17 protein-coding genes and 1 riboswitch are annotated in these 18156 nt (G+C 62.8%); of the genes, 10 read left to right on the forward strand and 7 right to left on the reverse strand.

Annotation, left to right across the window (positions count from 1 at the left end):
* Window positions 1–357 precede the first annotated feature (357 nt).
* From B5D49_RS07475 to B5D49_RS07500, 6 genes are read left to right on the forward strand one after another with little or no spacing between them, the layout of a single operon-like run.
* On the forward strand, window positions 358–1191 hold the full coding sequence (locus tag B5D49_RS07475; protein WP_078717064.1) for a DUF3450 domain-containing protein: 834 nt from the start codon (window positions 358–360) through the stop codon (window positions 1189–1191).
* Window positions 1188–2651: a MotA/TolQ/ExbB proton channel family protein gene (locus tag B5D49_RS07480; RefSeq protein ID WP_144019274.1), complete on the forward strand. Its 1464-nt coding sequence runs from the start codon at window positions 1188–1190 to the stop codon at window positions 2649–2651. Before B5D49_RS07475 ends, B5D49_RS07480 begins: the two co-directional genes overlap by 4 nt.
* Window positions 2648–3328 carry a MotA/TolQ/ExbB proton channel family protein gene (locus B5D49_RS07485; RefSeq protein ID WP_078717066.1) on the forward strand — a complete coding sequence of 227 codons (681 nt, stop codon included), beginning with the start codon at window positions 2648–2650 and terminating at the stop codon, window positions 3326–3328. Before B5D49_RS07480 ends, B5D49_RS07485 begins: the two co-directional genes overlap by 4 nt.
* A complete protein-coding gene (locus B5D49_RS07490; protein ID WP_078717067.1) occupies window positions 3325–3738 on the forward strand; it encodes an ExbD/TolR family protein in 414 nt (137 codons plus the stop codon). Before B5D49_RS07485 ends, B5D49_RS07490 begins: the two co-directional genes overlap by 4 nt.
* 11 nt (window positions 3739–3749) lie before the next feature.
* Window positions 3750–4454, forward strand: a complete 705-nt coding sequence (locus B5D49_RS07495) for an energy transducer TonB (RefSeq protein ID WP_078717068.1) — start codon at window positions 3750–3752, stop codon at window positions 4452–4454.
* Between the two features lie 3 nt (window positions 4455–4457).
* On the forward strand, window positions 4458–5843 hold the full coding sequence (locus tag B5D49_RS07500; RefSeq protein WP_078717069.1) for a tetratricopeptide repeat protein: 1386 nt from the start codon (window positions 4458–4460) through the stop codon (window positions 5841–5843).
* Between the two features lie 68 nt (window positions 5844–5911).
* Here the strand turns inward: B5D49_RS07500 and B5D49_RS07505 are convergent, their stop codons facing one another.
* From B5D49_RS07505 to B5D49_RS07530, 6 genes are all read right to left on the reverse strand, one after another.
* Window positions 5912–7447 (reverse strand): BCCT family transporter, encoded by a 1536-nt coding sequence (locus B5D49_RS07505; RefSeq protein ID WP_078717070.1) that lies wholly within the window; start codon window positions 7445–7447, stop codon window positions 5912–5914.
* Window positions 7440–8339, reverse strand: a complete 900-nt coding sequence (locus B5D49_RS07510; protein ID WP_078717071.1) for a universal stress protein — start codon at window positions 8337–8339, stop codon at window positions 7440–7442. Before B5D49_RS07510 ends, B5D49_RS07505 begins: the two co-directional genes overlap by 8 nt.
* 285 nt (window positions 8340–8624) lie before the next feature.
* The gene (locus tag B5D49_RS07515) at window positions 8625–9488 is read right to left on the reverse strand and encodes a hypothetical protein (RefSeq protein ID WP_078717072.1); all 864 of its coding nucleotides are present in this window, start codon (window positions 9486–9488) and stop codon (window positions 8625–8627) included.
* A gap of 11 nt (window positions 9489–9499) precedes the next feature.
* Window positions 9500–10105 carry a hypothetical protein gene (locus B5D49_RS07520; RefSeq protein WP_078717073.1) on the reverse strand — a complete coding sequence of 202 codons (606 nt, stop codon included), beginning with the start codon at window positions 10103–10105 and terminating at the stop codon, window positions 9500–9502.
* A 31-nt stretch (window positions 10106–10136) separates the two neighbouring features.
* A complete protein-coding gene (locus B5D49_RS07525; protein ID WP_144019279.1) occupies window positions 10137–11645 on the reverse strand; it encodes a TolB family protein in 1509 nt (502 codons plus the stop codon).
* Window positions 11646–11875: 230 nt separating this feature from the next.
* A complete protein-coding gene (locus B5D49_RS07530; protein ID WP_078717154.1) occupies window positions 11876–12478 on the reverse strand; it encodes a tRNA 5-(aminomethyl)-2-thiouridylate-methyltransferase MnmM in 603 nt (200 codons plus the stop codon).
* A 223-nt stretch (window positions 12479–12701) separates the two neighbouring features.
* On the opposite strand from B5D49_RS07530, the gene B5D49_RS07535 reads away from it, so the two are divergent.
* Entirely contained in the window at window positions 12702–13955 is a 1254-nt protein-coding gene (locus tag B5D49_RS07535) for a [FeFe] hydrogenase, group A (protein ID WP_078717075.1), read from the forward strand.
* A gap of 12 nt (window positions 13956–13967) precedes the next feature.
* Window positions 13968–14315: an iron hydrogenase small subunit gene (locus B5D49_RS07540; protein WP_078717076.1), complete on the forward strand. Its 348-nt coding sequence runs from the start codon at window positions 13968–13970 to the stop codon at window positions 14313–14315.
* Between the two features lie 170 nt (window positions 14316–14485).
* On the opposite strand, the gene B5D49_RS07545 is transcribed toward B5D49_RS07540, so the two are convergent.
* Window positions 14486–15088, reverse strand: coding sequence for a tetratricopeptide repeat protein (locus tag B5D49_RS07545; RefSeq protein WP_144019282.1), 603 nt, complete (start codon window positions 15086–15088; stop codon window positions 14486–14488).
* Between the two features lie 222 nt (window positions 15089–15310).
* Between B5D49_RS07545 and B5D49_RS07550 the strand changes: the two genes are divergently transcribed.
* Both B5D49_RS07550 and B5D49_RS07555 read left to right on the forward strand, forming a co-directional pair.
* Window positions 15311–15568: a TM1266 family iron-only hydrogenase system putative regulator gene (locus B5D49_RS07550; RefSeq protein WP_200806776.1), complete on the forward strand. Its 258-nt coding sequence runs from the start codon at window positions 15311–15313 to the stop codon at window positions 15566–15568.
* A gap of 27 nt (window positions 15569–15595) precedes the next feature.
* Window positions 15596–17641 (forward strand): TonB-dependent receptor plug domain-containing protein, encoded by a 2046-nt coding sequence (locus B5D49_RS07555; protein WP_078717079.1) that lies wholly within the window; start codon window positions 15596–15598, stop codon window positions 17639–17641.
* A gap of 230 nt (window positions 17642–17871) precedes the next feature.
* A riboswitch (cobalamin riboswitch) is annotated at window positions 17872–18048 on the forward strand.
* Window positions 18049–18156: the final 108 nt, after the last annotated feature.

An 18156-nucleotide genomic window follows, 5' to 3' on the forward strand; every position in this document is an offset into this window, starting at 1 on the left:
GCCGCAATTCCCGACGCGGGCTTTTCTTTAAGGTGCAAGGGATGTCATTGTTCAGCGTGATTGATGCAGCAAGTAGCACGACTTTTTTATAGTTGCAACAGCATTCCATGCGTGGACGCTGCACCATTTTTTCATAAATCCCCGTGATAAAGTAGAAAAAGAGGTGCGCACATGACACCTCTACTGCCCAGAGAACCCGTTCGCAAGTTCAGGTTCAAAAATTCCAACGAGTTTGAGATATCCTAGCAGCAGCAAAAATCGCACGGTGTGTTACGGAATACGGAATAGTGCTTGTATTTCCCGGCAAGCTGTGGAACCCTCCGGCTCGACGTTACGACCAACAACCAGGAACCGAACATGCCACGTCGAAGCTCTTTGCCCTTCCCACGGCTCAGGCGTCTGCTCCTTGTCCTGCCGCCCCTTTTGCTCCTTGCCGTTTTTCCAAGCACCAGCCCGGCTCACGACGCGACCCTGCCCGAGGCCGCAGAAAACCTCGCAGCCGCCCTGGAACAGGCCAGCCTGGATCAACAACAGGCCCGCTCCTGGACCGAAGAGCAACGGGCGCTCCTGGAAGAACGACGGGAAAAGACCCAATATCTGCTCTGGCTGGAGCACCGAAACCGCAAGTTCGAGACGTACATCCGTGAGCGGGAGCGCTCCCTTCGCCTGCTGGAAGAGCGGCAAAAGGAAGCGGAAACCATCCGGCTGTACCTGGAACCCTACCTCGAAGAACTGGTCCAGCGGCTGACCCGGGCCGTTCAATCGGACCTGCCCTTTCTGCCCGTGGAGCGGAAACAACGCCTTGAAACACTGCGCGCCACCCTGGACACCCCCGAAACCGGCCTGGGAGAAAAATTGCGCCGCACGCTGGAAGCGTTGCTCGTGGAGGCACGGTACGGCAAGGACGTCGCGTCCGGGTCCGCCGTGGTCTCCACGGAACAAGGCGAATTGCAGGGCCGTTTTCTGCGCGTGGGCCGACTCGCCCAATACTTTCTGCGCCGGGACGGACAAGCCGCGCTGGCCCTTGGCCCGGACGGCTGGCATGCCCTGCCCGAGGAAACCATCCCCGCACTGACCCGCGCCCTGGACATGGCCGAACGGTCCACGGTTTCCTCGCCCCTGGCCCTTCCCGCTTCTCCCGCCGCAGAAGCGGGCGTGGAACCTGTCCGGGAAAACGGAGGCGCCTCATGAGCCGCCACACGATTTTCCCCCTCCCCTTTCGCACCGCGGCAATCCTCTTTTGCCTGGGTCTGCTCTGCCTGCAACCGGTAGCACGGGCCGCCGCCCAACCCGATCTTTCCTCCGAAGCCCGGGAACTCGATGCCCTGGCCCGGGAAATCCGCAACGACACGGACTCGGCCGAACAACAGCTTGCGGCCCGGCGGACCGCTCTGCGGGGCGAACTGGAGGCGTTGCGGCAAAAGGTGCGCCGTCAGGAACAGCAACTGCAGGAACGTCGGGAACGCTTTGCGGCCCTGGGGGAACAGGAGCGGACGGCGCGGCAGGCGCTGGCCGAACAAGAGCGGGATCTCGCGCAGATTGAGACCTCGGTTCTGAACGCGGCCCGTGATGCGGAAGCGCTGTTTCTCACCTCTCTGACCGCGGCCCTTGTCCCGGAGCGGCTCGGCACCTGTCGCAGTCTGCTGGACGGCGAAGGGTTTCCCCCGTTCACCGACATCCGCCGCCTTTGTGAATCATTGTTCGACCAAATCCGGGACACAGGCGCTGTGCAGGCTGAGACGGTTCCCGTACTGACCTCGGACGGAACGCGTCGATCGACCCTGGTGGTACGCATGGGCGAGACCTCGGCCTTTTGCCGCGACCAGGGCGAGCTTCGGGGAATATCGCTGCTCCCGGGCGGGGAATTGTCTGTCTCACGAGCCGCGCTTCCCGGCGATGCACAACAGGCGGCTGCCCAGGCTCTGGATCTTGCAGAGCAGCCTTCCGCGGACCATACCGCCCTGTTGGTCGACACGGTGGTGCCTGACCTTTCCGAGGGAGTCTGGTTCGCCGCCGAATCCGACGATCAAGGCTTCAGCGCCCGGCTGACATCGGGCGGTTTCCTGGTCTGGCCCATTTTGTTCGCCGGCGCCGCCGGACTGCTTATCGGGCTGGAACGCCTCTGGTTGCTGCTTCGGGTGCGGCGGACCTCCTCCCAGACGCTTGCCCGGCTTGAGGAACTGCTGCTTTCGGGCAAGGCCGAGGAGTGCCGCGCCCTGTGCCGTGAATCGCGGGACTCTCCCGCCTGTCGCGTCATGGAAGCGGGGCTGGACCATGCCGGTGCGCCCAAGGACGTGCTGGAAAACGTCTTTCATGACGCCATACTCAAGGAAGTTCCCCGGTTGGAGCGCTTTCTGCCCACCCTGTCCGTGCTCGGCGCCGTGGCGCCGCTTCTGGGGCTGCTCGGCACGGTCACGGGCATGATCAACACCTTCGGCATGATGACCCTGTTCGGCAACAGCGATCCCAAACTCATGTCCGGCGGCATTTCCGAAGCGCTGATCACCACGCAGCTCGGCCTTGGCGTGGCCATTCCCATTCTGCTGCTGCATCATTTTCTGGAACGCCGGGTGGACCGCATCGTGGGAGACATGGAGGAAAAGAGCGTGGCCTTCAGCGTCACGCTCCTGCACCGGGAGCCTCGACCGTGAACGGCCTTGCCGAGCACGCCATGGAACAGGCCATGCGCCTGGCCGCCTACGTGGAATCCGGCGGAGCCATGATCTGGCCCTTGCTGGCCCTTTCGGTCTGGGCCTGGACCCTGGTCCTGTGCAAGGCGCGCCAACTGGCCCGCTGGCGGCGGAGCGAACGGCCCGGCGAGGACGTCATCGCCGCACTGCTGCGCCAGCACTCCAAATCCGACTGCCCCACTTCGGACTCCCGGACCGCCTCCCCGGAAGAACGCTGGCAGGAGACGTTGACCCGGCAATACCTGGCACGACGCACCGGCGACACCGGACTGGATGAACGTCTGCTGCACAGGTTGGCCCACGGATTTCAGGACGAGGCGCGACGCGGCACCGGAACGATCCTGACCTTTGCGGCCGTGGCCCCGCTCCTGGGCCTGCTCGGTACGGTCACGGGCATGATCGAGGCCTTCGACGCCCTGGCCGCCTGGGGTTCGGCCAATCCACGCGCTCTGTCCGGCGGCATTTCCGAAGCCCTGATCAGCACCCAGACCGGACTATTGGTGGCCATCCCCGTGCTCTTTGCCGGACAATTTCTGCGACGCCGCGCCCAAACCTTTGCCAACAGGGTGGACCGCTTTTGCGCGGCCCTGGCCGGTGCCATGGCCCGGCCAACGACATCAACGGAGAACCTGCCATGAGCTGTTACCGATACGTCCGTTCGTCACGCGGCCGGGGCGTGGATATCAATATGGCCCCGCTCATTGACATGATCTTCATTCTCCTGATCTTTTTCATCGTCACATCCTCCTTTGTGCGGGACGCGGGCGTGGAAGTGGAACGGCCCGGCGCCGACACCGCCCAGACCGCGGACCGGCCCACCATCCAGGTGGGCATCACGGAAAACGGCTCCATCCACATGGACGGCGAACCCGTGGACATCCGCTCGGTGCGGCCCCGCGTGGCCGCATTTCTGGCCGGCTCGCCCGAGGGAGGCGTACTCGTGGTGGCGGACCGCAGCAGCCGGACTGATGCCGTGATCCGCGTCATCGACCAATGCCGTCTGGCCGGTGCGGAAAACGTGGGCATCGCGGCCCGCAATCCGTACTGACGAGGCTTGCCATGGCCGCCGCACTCCACGCTTTTACCGCTGCTACCCGCACCCTGGCCCGTACAACCCTCGGCCGCGCCCCGGCCTGGATTGGCGGCGCCGCCATCACCTTTGCCCTGCTTCTGGCCCTGCCCCTGCCCGCCATGCAGACGCCGCGCCCCACAGCCGAACCCCTGCGCGCCGCCCCCCTGACCTTTGACCAGCAAACCCCGTGGAACCGCACCCCGGAATCCATCCACGCGGAAGCCGAAACCTACGATCTGCCCAGCCTGCAACCTCCGTCGCCACAAAGCACGGACACCACGTCCGCCGCGGCCATGCCGAACGTACCAACCTTTGCCCAAGCCCTGCCCGGCCCTCGCCTGGACACCTCCCTGAGCGTTCCCGCCGCTCCCGGACCAGCGGCCCCGCCCACGGGAAGCCCGGCTTTTGCCCTTGGTCAGGTGGACACGGCCCCCCGCGTCCTGCACCGCACCAAACCGGAATACCCTGCGGAGGCGCGTCGCAAGGGACGCACCGGAACCGTGCTGTTGGGATTCGTGGTGGAAGCCGATGGTAGCGTGAGCCGGGTGCGCGTGCTGGAGGCGAACCCCCCGGGCGTATTCGACCAACACGCCATACGCGCCGTGCGGCAATGGACCTTCCGCCCCGGGGAACGTGGAGGATCGGCCGTGGCCACCCGCGTACGCCTGCCTGTCCACTTTCGCCTGGAGTGACCCATGCCGCTGTTTTCCCGAACATCTTTCATACGCGGGGCCGCGGGGCTGGTTTTGCTTCTGAGCCTTGCCGTACTCTGCGGACCGTTTGTCCGGGCTTCCAACGTCCGGGCTGATACGCACGCCCCCACGACACGGTCCCTGCCGGACCCGAAGGAGGACAGAGCCTGTCTTCAAGAGGCAGGCGCGTTGCTGGATGCCGGAGAATTCCACAAGGCCCGGACCCTGCTGCGGACCCATCTGCAAACCACCGGGCGACTGCCCGCCCACGGATATGATCCATGTGCTCGGGATGCCGCCGAAAACGAGACCACAGCGGACCCGCGTCACGAGGAATCCCGCGCCCTGACCGCCACACTCTGCTTGGCGCTGGGCAATGCCCTGTATATGGAAGGGGAAATGGCCGATGCCTACGCCGCGTTCCGCTCGGCCCGCACCGGTCTGCCCGAAGACCCGGCAGCCTGCCGCAATCTGGCCCTGGCCGCCTACGGTCTGGAACGCTGGACCGAGAGCGCGGCCCTGTTCGAAACAGCCAGCGACCTGCTGCCCAGCCCGGATCCCAAGCTGCTGCGACAGGCGGCCACGGCCTGGAGCCTTGGAGGACGAGACCAAAAAGCCGCTGGAACCATTGCCCGCGCCCTGGATCTGGTGGGCAAGCCGGATGCCGAGTGGCTGGAACTATACGCCCATCTGCACACCAAAGCGGGCAAACATCTTCAGGGGCTGCACCCCCTGTTGACGGCCCTGCGTCGCGCCCCCCAGCGCCTTTCCCTCTGGCTGGCCCTGGGCAACGCAGAATGGCGCGGGCAACGCCTGCCCCGTGCGGTGGCCGCCCTGGAAACCGCCCTGCGGCTCCGGCAACGCTCCACAACCTCCACTGAAACAGAAGATACCGTCTCGGCCGCGACCCTGCGCCGCCAGCTGGATAGCCTGTATGCCAACGGCGGCCTTCCGGCCCAGGCCGCCATGCGGCTGCTGCACCGCCCCGGGGAACAAAAAACGCAATGGCTGGATCGGGCGGCAGCCCTTTTCGACGAAGCCCAGCGACCGGAAAAGGCGCTCAACGCATTGCAACAGGCCCAGCAACAACAATTTTCGCGGGCAAGACTCCTGCGCATGGCGCGACTGTGCATGCGCTACGGCATGGACAGGCGTGCCTGCGACCTGTTCCTTCGCTATCTGGAATGTACGGGGCAACCGGGTCAACCCTCGGCAAACGGGCGTGACGATATTGATCAGGTCCGAATCCAGCTCGCAATCTGCGCCCTGGGCATCGGGAACCACGACCTGGCCCGCACCGCCCTGAAGGACATTCCGCGCACCAGCGCCAATCACGCCTACGCCGCCAAAATGCTGGAGCTGCTCGCTCCGCCCGCCGAAACTCCCTGACGGGCGCACGGACTGCGTGACACACCCGCCCGCCTGCCGCGTACCCGCCGCCCCTGGACCAACACCTTTTATTCGTCGGTATCAACGCCGTCTTCGGGTTGATCCTGACCGCTTCGCTCGTGACGCAATTCGTACCGCACCCCGCGCAAGAGGCAGAAGCACAGCAGAAGCATAATTCCGGTGAACGGCAGGGCCGCGGCAATGGCCATGCGCTGCAATCCCTCCAGCCCGCCCGTAAAGAGCAAAATCGCGGCGGTGACCGAAACCGTCAGCCCCCAGACGATCTTTTTCCCGGCCGGGGGATCCTGTTGTCCGCCCGAGGTCATCATGCCGAGCACAAAGGTGGCCGAATCCGCCGACGTGACAAAGAAGACCACCAGCAACAGCACGGTGAGCAGGGTCAGCACCGAACTCAGCGGATAAAAGGAATAGAGCTTAAAAAGCCCTGTGGACACGTCCTGCGCCACAGTTGCCGCGATGTTCGCTCCCTCCTGCAACTCCAGATGGAACGCGGATCCACCGAACACGCTGAACCAGACAAAGGTCAGCAGCGTGGGTACCAGCAGGCAGCCGGTGACGAACTCGCGTATGGTGCGCCCGCGGGAAATACTGGCCACGAACAGCCCCACGAACGGGGACCAGGAAATCCACCAGGCCCAATAAAACAAGGTCCAGTTCTGGGTCCACTCCAGCCCCCGGAACGGGTTGGTGGAAAGACTCATGGAAAAGAGGGAGGTGGCATAGTCCGCAAAGGTGCTCAAGAGCACGTTCATGATCGTGGTGGTCGGTCCCACCAGGAGCATGAAGCAAAGAATGGTGATGGCCAGCATCACGTTGGCCGTGCTCAGTAGCTTGATGCCCCGGTCCAGCCCGGTCATGCTGGAGATCATGAACAACACCGTGACCACGCCGATAATCACCAGCGTGCTGGTGAAACTGGCCTCAAACGGCAGCACCGAGGCCAGGCCGCTGTTGATCTGCATGGCGCCAAGCCCCAGCGAGGTGACGATACCGAATACCGTGGCGAACACGGCCAGGATGTCGATGGCGTACCCGATGGGTCCGTGGATGCGCTCTCCCAGGATGGGGAAAAAGCAGCTGGAAATCAGCGGCGGCATGCCCCGGCGAAACGAAAAATAGGCGATGGAAAGACTCATGACGATGTAGATGGCCCAGGGATGCACGCCCCAATGGAAAAAACTGTAGCGCATGGCAAACCGGGCCGCCTCGGGCGAGGCCTTGGCCACATACCCCGGCGGATTGAGATAATGGCTCATGGGTTCGGCCACGCCCCAAAAAATCAGACCAATGCCCATACCCGCGGCAAAAAGCATGCTGAACCACGCAAAATAGGAAAAACGGGGCTTTTCATGGTCATGGCCCAACTTGATGTTGCCGAACCGGCTGAAAGCCATGAACAGGCTGAACACCAGGAATAAAAACGCGAACAGCAGGTAGGTCCACCCGAAATCACGGATAATGGCGGCATGCAGACGGGACGACCAGGCATCCAGCTGCTCGGGCCAAATCGCGCCCACCACGATGAGCAGCAACACAATGCACAGAGAGGCCGCAAAGACAATGTTGTTCTTGAGCTTAGGCATGGTCGGCCTCCGTTGGCGCGGAGCCGTTCTCCGGGCCGGGAGCCGGAACCTCGGACGCCTCGACCTCGTCGGCCCGGGGCAGTCCGCACACACTGGGAATGATGAACACGCTGCAATGAGCGCGGTGGGGCAGCACCTCGGCCGTGGAACCCACCAGACGGCTCATGGTTCCGGGCTTGTCGGATTTGCCCGCCACGATCAGATCCACCTTCTTGGCCTTGGCCTGCCGCACGATCTGGCTGCGCACGGATCCCAACGTTTCAATCACCTCCACATGGTCATAGGCATGGGCGCACTCCCCGGCCAATCGCCGCAGGTTTTCCAGGGCGCTTTCCCGCCGGGCCGCCTCGGTGTCCGGATCCGGGGCGCGCTCGCCCACATGCAGCAGATAGAGAATCCGCGCCTTGAACCGGCTGCTCTTGAGATAGGGCATGGCCACGGCGTCCGTGAACCGAAAATCCGTGGCATAGAGCACGCTTTCCAGTTCCACCACGGGACGAAACAGCTTGGGATTGTAGATGAACACGGGCATGTTGCTCATGCGCAGGATGTCGGAGTCAATGCTGCCCAGCAGGGCGTGGCGCAACAACGCCTTGGGCTTCCAGTACAGGGCCAGGTAATCGGCCCGCACCTTGGCGGCCACCTCGGTCATGACCCGGGGGGCATAGCCATTGCGGATGCTGAACGCCGAGGCCATGCCCAGTTCGTTCACCTCGGTACCCAGCTCTTCCAGGGCATGTTCGGCCTTTTCCCGCTCCCGAAAGTTCGTGCGGGTCCGCACATGCACAAGATGCACCTCGCTGGTGCCGTAGTTGCGCATGTACGCAAACATATCCAAAAGCTTCTTTTTCGGCTCGTTCAGGCTCACCTTCACGGCGGCTCGTTGCAACACGTTGCTCTCCCTTGACTTTTCCGCGAGTAACACAGCGACCCGATCCCCCACCACCGCCTTGCCCGACACTGCCCGGGCATACAGCACAACTCGGCCAACCGCGTTTGCAGCAATCCGCCGACAGCAGGTCATCCTTTTCATCGTACCCGCAGGGGGAAAATCCGTCAAAGGCGTTCCCAACGCCGATACAGCCGGGGCGTTCCCGGGCGGCATGCAAAAGGGCCGCACCCATGGCACGGCCCTGGTGATGCCCGGCGCATCGACGCCGGGACGGGTTTTCAAAAGCTATTGGTTGGTGTCGTAACGCCCCACCAGAATACGGTCGCGGTCGCCTTCCGGGATACCGGCTCCGGGGGTGTAGTAGTAGTTGATGTAGAACCGATCACGCAGGCTCCCGGGCTTGAACTTCAGCGCAAAGATGTGTCCGCGCCAGCCCTGGTAGGAGAAGATCTCCTGTTTGGCGGCCACGATGTTGTCCTTGGGGAAGCGGTCGTTCTTCTTCTGGCTGACGATCGGCTCGAACCCGGCGTCATCGGGCAGCCGGCTCATGACGAAGCTGACCACATAATACACCTGCTTTTCCTCGGGATCGCCAGGCTTGTACGCATTGGATTTGACGAACTGGTAAAAGGACGCCCAGTCCTTGTTCGCACCCGAAGCCTGACACTGTTGCTCGAACACGGTGGCGGGTACGAGATAGACCTCAATGGGGATGGTGGGCGGTGATGCCAGCGTGACGATGCACTCGCGCACGATGATGTGCTTGCCCATCACATGATACTTCGCCAGAAACTGCAATCCCGCGTACCGGCCGTACTGGTCCTGGAGGTTGAGATACCCGGCAAGATCCGCGTTGTACTCGGTGCCGGTGCCATGGTTCTGATAAAATGCCGGCGCCACCACACCTTCATTGAAGGGATGGTAGAACCCGTCCTGCAATCCTTCCATGGTGCCGAGGGTTTCCGGCGCAAAGCGGATGTCCGTGAAGCTGTCCCCGCCCGTAAGCCGGTCCGCCACGGCCATGGTCACGTCCATGGCGTCCTGGGGCCATTTCTTGGCGTCCTGGGCCTGAGCAAGGGCCACTGTCGCAAGCAACAAAACCGTGCCAAGGGCCAGAATCGAAACCGTCGTTTTTCGCAGCATTCGCATGATTTGGCCTCCTACCACAGGAAATTGTTATCGTGCAGCGGGCCGGGACCGACTCCGCCGATTCCAGAAGACGGGCCGACCGTGGGGGTGCTCTGGGACGGTGCCTTCAGACCGGATCCAAGGGTGCCGAGCGCCGCCTTTTGATAGGATTTTTTCTCCTTGGCGAGCTTGTCCGCCACATTGCTGGCAAACTTGCCGGCGCTGTAGATTTTGTCGGCCGCGTTCAACGCCGCACCAATCCCGGGATGCAGAGCCGTGACCGCGTCAATGGCCTTGTTCTTGAGCTGACCCGAAATGAATCCGGAAACAGCGGACTGGAGCTTGCTGGGACTTTTCGGGCCGGAAGCCGCGCTGGATCCGGGTTCGCCGCTGCCCATGGAACCAAAGGCATTGGGCGGGGTCACGGGCATGCCCTCGATGCCCTGGAGCGGTTCCGGCGTCAGTGAGCCGGTTCCCGTGGCGCCGAACAGACTCCCCCCGCTGCCGCCTCCGCCCCCGCCGCCGTAGCCCAGGGAAAGGGACGGCAGCGCCAAAAGCGCCGCCAAAAGCGCCAGGCCTGCCACAACAGCGCGCCAGGACGCACGGGAACGTCTTTTGACCAACAATGATTCGTGCATGGTGCCTCCTCTCGGAATATCTTGTTACGCGTTACGACGTTGTATCCGGAGCGGGCACGTCGATGCGGATGGACCGCAACGGGATGTCCGCGGGAACGGCTTCGGGGATGATGAACGCGGCGCCGTGTTCGGCCAGGGCGTCCAAAAGCACGGGACGCGAGGCCCGGCCCTGCTCGTCCAGATGCGCGGCGTAAATCTGGGTAAATACGGAAACCTGCTTGGCGCTGAACACGATCCAACGGCCGTTGGGCGTAAAGCTGTGCCAGGAGTTGAACGGCTCGGTGTTGCAGGCCAGTCGGCGCGCCTGCCCGCCCTGGGCGGGAACGATCCACAATTCACTGTCGGGCTGCTGCACCAGGCCGGTGGGGGCGCGGCAATACACGACCCAGCGTCCGTCCGGGGAATACCGGGGGAAATAGTTGCTCATGCCATTGGCCGATGCTCCGGCCAGGGGTTGCGGCTCCCCGCCCCGGCCCTGGTCAAAGGGCATGCGGTAGAGATCGAACTGATACGGATACAGATCATTCAGTTCATCAATGTAGCGTCCGTTCGCGGGCAGGAACTTGCGGTCGCCGATGGCATCCAACAACTCCTGGTTCAAGGGCGCCCCCGCGAACACGAGCCATTTTCCGTCCGGACTCAGAGCCGGACTGGTCTGGACGCGATCTTCGCGGTCCGCGCCGGGCAGCGCGGCCATGGTTCCGGTCTGCCGGTCATAATAGGCCAGATGCCCGCGGATGGGGAAAAACAGTTGGGAATAGGTCACGTGGTCGATGGGAATGAAGAAACTTTTTTCCTTCACCGTGGTCACGGCGAAGCGGCCATCCGTGGACAGCTTGGTGAACAGCCCCATGCTCCGGCGCGGCTGGTCCGGCTTGTACCGGCTCCAGGAAATGAACTGGTCCGGGCCGAGCCGCAAATCCCGATCCATGTCGGTGAGGGCGTAGCCCCCCTTGTCGCCATGCAGGTCGATGTCCATGCCAAAGACCTTGCCGTTGCCGGAGACCGTATGACAGTTGCCGCAATGGGGCATCTCACTGAGCACGGTTACGGGCGGCTCCAGGGTGGTGGGATCATCCAGCAGCCAGCGGGATAAACCGGGATTATCCTGGGCGTGGAGAAACGGCACGGGAATGCGCTGCACCAGCACCCGGGCGTCAAAGGGGTCCGGGGCCACGCTCAGCCGGGTCTCGCCCAGGGCCGCGGGCCGGTCACCGTCAAAGGAGGTCACATGGATGCGCACGGGCTGTTTCACGGCCAGGGCGCGCACCGCGTCCCAGGTATCCTGGTCCATACGCCAGAACGGTTGCCCGCTGGCCGCCAGCACGGACCGATCCTTCAGCTCCACGCGTACCAGCCAGTGTTCCTGAGCAAAACCGCTCGGTTCCCAGGCCACGAGCGGCGGGGCGAAATCCGGCGGATACGCGGCCTGATCCAGCGGATTGAGAATCTCCAGGGATTCCATGAACCCTGTATGCGTATCCAGAGCGCGCTGCATTTCCTCGGCGGAGGGAGCGGCGGACGCGGTGGAACAGGACAAAAAAACCGCAACAACAGCACAAATGCATAATGTGCAGATACCAGAGAGGAGGAAACGCCGTATCCAGACTGTAATACCCACTGCAACGCCTCTTTTTTATTCACAAAAGAACATAAATCAACAATACGATCATGCCACAAACCCATCACTCCCGCAAGGAGATGATGCAAAACAGTGCACGCCGCTTGCCGAATGCGTTCTCCGCAAGGAAGCGCCAACGGGACGCGGAATTACTTTTTTTCTAGAAAGATAACGCGGGTTTTGGGGGCGGGATGGTTCAGAGGCGCGCAGCCCAGGGCATGGACCGCCGCCAGATCCAGATCAGAACAAAGTTGCTCCACGGCGCGGGTTTCTTCCTGGCCGCCGGGATGCCCGCTGTAGAGCACCAGGGAAACCAGGCCGCCGGGAGCCAGCCAATCCAGGGCCGCACGCACGGCACGGCAGGTGGTTTCCGGCCGGGTGATCACGGCCTGGTCCGTGTCCTGACCGCGTCCGCCATGGCGCACGGTACCCGGCAGGTAGCCGCAATTAAAGGTTACGGCCCGTATCCGGCCATGCAGGTCCGCCGGAAGCCGCTCGGCCATGGTTTCGTGTCCGGCCAGCCAAAGGGCGGCCCGATCCGCCAGCCCATGCATTGCAAGGCAGCGACGGGTCCGCTCCAGGGCGCGTTCCTGAACGTCAAAAGCGTGGACCCGGCCCTGCGGTCCCAAAGTACGCGCCAGGAACAAGGTATCGTGTCCATTGCCCATGGTGGCGTCCACGGCCACACCGCCGGGGGTGAGCACCGGGGTAAGGACGTTGTGGACAAAACGTGTGGTCTGACTGACGTACATGGCTCCTGTCCAACGCGGAAAATGTTTGACGACCGCCGTCAATCTGCCTCCTTCCGGCCCGGGAAGCAAGGGGGGACACGGCATACCGCCTTTGTGCGGACATGGACTTTTTTGATAACACGTATGTTGAAAAAATTTTTCAAAAGTAATACAAAACGAAAAAAAGTAATACGGAGGTGTTTCCCGATGACTTGGTCGTTTATAACTTGAGAGGAGGAATTCCATGCTGGAAATCGAACATGTGATGATGAACGACAAATCCCCGCGCAACGTGGATCCGGATTCGTTTTCATTCGTGCAGGTGGATCCCGACAAATGCGAAGCCTGCGGCACCTGTGCCGAGGTCTGCGGAACCGGAGCCATCCAACCCGTCAATGAGGACGGCATCCACGGCGTGGTGGACCCCGTGGCCTGCATCAACTGTGGCCAATGCCTGGTGAACTGCCCGTTCGGGGCCATCTATGAGGAAGTGTCCTTTGTGAAGGACGTGCTGGCCGCCATCGAGGATCCCGACACCGTGGTGGTCTCCATGCCCGCCCCGGCCGTGCGCTACGCCCTGGGGGAACCCTTCGGCATGCCCCCGGGAACGTATGTCGGCGGCAAGATGCACGCGGCCCTGCGCAAGCTCGGCTTCGATCTCATCTGGGATAACGAGTTCACCGCCGACGTGACCATCATGGAGGAAGGCAGCGAGCTGATCAAACGGGTGGCCCACCCGGATCCGCACCATCCTCTGCCGCAGTTCACGTCCTGTTGTCCGGGCTGGGTCAAGTTCGTGGAGTCCTATTATCCCGAACTGATCCCCAACCTGTCCACCTGCAAATCGCCCATCGGCATGCTCGGCCCATTGGCCAAGACCTACGGCGCACAGCAGGCCAAGGTGGATCCGGCCAAGATGTATACCGTGTCCATCATGCCCTGCATTGCGAAAAAGTATGAGGGCTTGCGCCCTGAGCTGGCCGCCAGCGGACACCGCGACATCGACGCCACCATCACAACCCGGGAGCTGGCCTACCTGATCAAAAAGGCGGGCATCAACTTCGCCAAACTGCCCGACGAAAAGCCGGACCCCGTGCTCGGCGAATCCACGGGCGCGGCCACCATCTTCGGCACGAGCGGCGGCGTGATGGAAGCGGCCCTCCGCCTGGCCTACGAGGTGCTCTCCGGCAAAAAACTGGCAAACCCGGACATCAAGGCCGTGCGCACCGAGGAAGGCATCCGCACCGCGTCCGTGGAAGTACCCAACTTCGGCAAGGTCAACGTTGCCATTGCCAGCGGTCTGGAAAACGCGGCCAAACTCTGCGACGAAGTCAAGGCGGGCAAGTCTCCGCACCACTTTATCGAAATCATGACCTGCCCCGGCGGCTGCGTGAACGGCGGCGGGCAGCCCCTGGATCCGGACATCCGCATGGCCGCCAACGGCAAACGGTTCATGGCCGGACTGAAACGCCGCTTCAACAGCAACCGCTTGGCCTAAAGGAGGAGGAACATGGACAGCGTTTTGGCAATCAGCAGAAGAGGCTTCTTGAAGACCGCCGGTATGGCCGCTGCCGCCGCCATGATCGGTGGCGGTATGCTCGTGCCTGCTCCGTCCCGGGCTGCGGCTCTGGATTTCGTGGGCCAGCGCCAGTCCTCGGTGTACGAGGCCGACGCCAAGGTCTACAAAATCCGCAAATCCCAGGACAACCCCATGATCAAAAAGATCTACGGCAAGGAAGGCTTCCTTTCCGAAGGTCCGCTGGGACACACTTCGCACCAGTTGCTGCATACATACTACTATGATCGCAGCGCGGGAGTGAAGGCTCTGAAGGCCAAGGGCGTTCAGCTCAAGGTCTGATTCCGTCGATAGAACACCTCCGGCAACCTGAGGCGAGGACGCTTCTGACCTGAGGGTTGCAACTCCATCCGCTCCCCAACGCGAACCGCGTTACCGTCCCATTGGCCTGCCTGCCAGAGGCGCGATCAGTCCCACGCTGCCTTCGGCCCATCCGGCCGCACGGCCCATGTTTACGGCGTGTCCACTGGTGCGGACAAGGCCCGGCGCACATCCTCCAATAGTGCCTCGCGCTGGTAATCCACGCTGGGCGGCTTGGGCGCGTCCGATTCAAGCCACCGGGCAAACTCGGCATACAACCCCTGCGCCCGCTTGCGGGCAACCGTCCTTTGCGCAGTGGAATACTGTTCGTCATGGCTCCGGCGGCCGTACAACCGCGCCAGATTATACAGGGCCAATGGATAGCGGTTGATCTCCAGCGCGGCCAGATAGTGCGTCTCGGCCTCGGCCTCGCGTCCCAGGCGCGACAGGGCCACGCCGCTGTCGTTATGGGCCTCGGCCGCCTCCGCGGTATCCGGGCAGCACTGCAGCACCTTTGCGTACCGTGCCAGAGCGGCTTTGTATTTGCCCATGGCCAGATACCGTTCCCCCTGCTGCACGAGCACCCCGGGCAACTCCTGGGCCGGGGACGCTCCGGCTCCCGTCATCCCCGCCAGCAGCAAGACCAAGAGCAGCAGACCAGCTCGATGGGTAAACGGTCGGGGGGGCGTTGCCAGGACAAGGGACATGGACGGCGTGCTCCGTTTCTGCGGCGCACGCGGCGAGGATATGGGCATACACACTCCGTGCTATTTTTTTTCAAATGTTCTGTTGTAAATACATATTCAGCTCGAAAAAGTCCACCATGCCGCGATGGTTTATATTTCGCCGAATGAAACTTTTAGCCACGTATCTTCAGTGTGTTGACTCGAATGGCAAACCCGTATACGAATATTCAGCGTGTTATGTTTTAACTTTTTGTAACATGAATCAGACACGAAAAGATCAGGAGTAGAGGCGTGAAACCGGATACCACGGTACGACGGCTCGGTGTGGTGGGCATCATCGTTGCGGACCGCCAGAACATGGCCCGCAAGGTGAACGAAATCCTCAGCGATTTCGGTTCGATCATTGTTGCCCGCACCGGTGTTCCCCATCGGGAACGGCAGGTCGCGGTCATCTCCGTGATCATCGACGCCACCACCAATGAGCTGGGTGCCCTGACCGGGCGGCTGGGAATGCTGCCGCAGGTACGGGTCAAGTCGCTGATGCTTTAGATCGCGTTTTCGTGCGCAGGAGGTTCAATGCGAATGCTCGGAAAAGCCGTCGCGCTGATTCCTTTGCTGAGCGTGTTGCTCTGCCCCGTGACAGGGGCGGGAGCAGCCTACGCCGCACAGGAAGAGGCCGACGATGTTTCGAAGGAACAGACGCTGGAACCGGTGGTGGTCACGGCGCGCGGCTATGCGGGCGCAGTATCGGCCACCCCCGGAGGGGTCGGAGTCGTGGATCGGCGCGAGCTGGAGGAAACCATGCCCACCGGAGTGGGCGACGCCCTGGACCGCGTTCCCGGAGTGGGCGTCTCCACGGACTCCCCCTGGGGAGCGGACGTGGTCATCCGCGGCCTGGCCCGCGACTCGGTGGTGGTGCTCATCGATGGTTGCCGACTGAACGTAACCACGGACATCAACGGCCGCCTCGGTTTGGTCAATCCCGACGACGTGGAGCGTGTGGAAGTGCTCAAGGGGCCGATCAGCACCCTCTACGGCACCGGCTCCACCGGCGGCGTGGTCAACATCGTCACGCGTCAGGGCGACTACTCGGAAACACCGCAACTCGGCGGCGAGGTCGCTGCGGGCTGGGCGTCCAATCCGCAAGGCCCGGATACCTATGCCAACCTGACCTACGGTGACGAAAACGTATGGTTCTATGCCTCGGGCGGCTGGCGGGAACACGACGACTCCTACAGCGGAGGCGGCGACGTGATCCGCAACAGCGGCTTCACGGATCTGCAGGGCAAAATTGCCGCGGCCCTGGCCTGGAACGACCGGCATGAAACCATGGTCCAATACCAGTTCACCGAGGCGGACGAAGTGGGCATCCCCGGCACCGGCACGGCGGCACTGCCCGACAACGCGGACGTGACCCTGGAACAAAATGACCGCACCTTTGCCCAACTGCGGCACAGGTACCAAAATCCCCAAGGCACCCTGACCGAATCCGAGTTGAAGATCTCCTACCAACTACTCACCCGCGACCCGCGCGTGGACAACTTCACCGGCGGTCCCATGCGCAAGGTTGATCCCTACGCCGAGCACGAAACCATTGCCCTGAACTGGCGCAATGTGCTGGATCTCGGAGCGCATCGGCTAACGGCGGGCGTGGACGCCTGGAACTGGTACATGACCTCCAAGCGGGCCAGATACACCGTGGCCGGTGCCGTGCTGCGCGACAAACCCACCCCGGATACGGACATGTTCTCGGGCGGAATCTTCGTGGAGGACGACTGGACCCTGGATCCCGACTGGGTGCTCAACCTGGGCGGCAGGCTGGACGGCGTCCTCATTGAAAACGACCAGACGCCCAATGTGGCGGCACGCACCAGAAGAAACATGGACTGGGGCGCGCACGCCGGGTTGACCTGGGCCTTTTCCCCGGGCTGGACCGCCACCGGACTGGTGGCCGCCAGCTACCGCACGCCGAACATCCTTGAACTCTATAAGGACATCAACATCGGACCGGGCATCCGTGAACTCGGCAACGCGGAGCTGCGCTCGGAAAAATCCCGGTACGCGGAATTGGGGCTGCACTACGCCGGCTCCCGGTGGAGCGCTTCCGCGGCCGCGTTCCTCAACATGGTGGACGACCTGGTCACCAGTGAACTGGAGACCGCCGGCGTCTACCGCATGGCCAACGCGGCCGAGGCGCGCATCCATGGGCTGGAAGGCTCGGTGCAATGGCGCTTTGCCCCGGGCTGGCAGGCCTATGCGGACGCTGCCTGGACCGAAGGACGCAACGAAGATACCGGAGAATGGCTGCGGTTCGTGGCGCCGCTCAGCGGACTGGTGGGCCTGCGCCAGGATCTGGACAACGGACTCTGGTGGGCCTTGGAATCCCGCTGGGCCGCAGAACAGCACCAGGTGCCGGACGATGCCCTGCGCACCGACTCCTGGGCCGTTTTCGACGCCCGCTGCGGATACGGCTTTGAGACCGCCGGACTGCACAACGATTTGACCCTGGCCGTGACCAACCTGTTCGACGAACGCTACCGCAACCATCTGGCCACTTCGCGGGGCGTGGAACTGCACGCTCCCGGCATCGGCATGAAGGCCGAATGGCGGCTGCGTTTCTGATCCCAACGCGGTCCCCGGCCGTATGCAGCGCCTCGGTTCGCCGCCCCCGGGCGGACCGGGGCGCATTTTTCCCGGTTCCCGGCCCGCAGAGGGATACGCGTGTTTTCCCCACAGGAAATACGGATTTTTTTTCACTGCTTTTCCGGGTTTTTGACCTGTGAAAATGCTGTTCAGGAAACAAATTCCGCTCTGCTCCCTTGCCGTGAATTAGCCCTTGGGCTAGTCTCTTTTTCGCACGATGCCCCCCGGGTGGCCATGGGCCTTGATAGTGAATCCGGTGCGAATCCGGAGCGGTCCCGCCGCTGTAATCCCATGACGCCACGGCCCGAAACGCCACTGCAATACCTTTGCGGGAAGGCCGGGCCGGACGGGAAAGCCAGAAGACCTGCCCGGGGCTTATCCGGCCGCCTGCCATGCGCGGACATGGCGGACCGCCAGAGTTTTACCAATACCAAGCCGTTGTCCGGCGTTCGCGGGGTTCCGCCCCGACGACCATCAACCGGAACAACATACGA

The sequence above is a fragment of the Paucidesulfovibrio gracilis DSM 16080 genome (genome assembly GCF_900167125.1).
GTDB lineage: Bacteria > Desulfobacterota > Desulfovibrionia > Desulfovibrionales > Desulfovibrionaceae > Paucidesulfovibrio > Paucidesulfovibrio gracilis.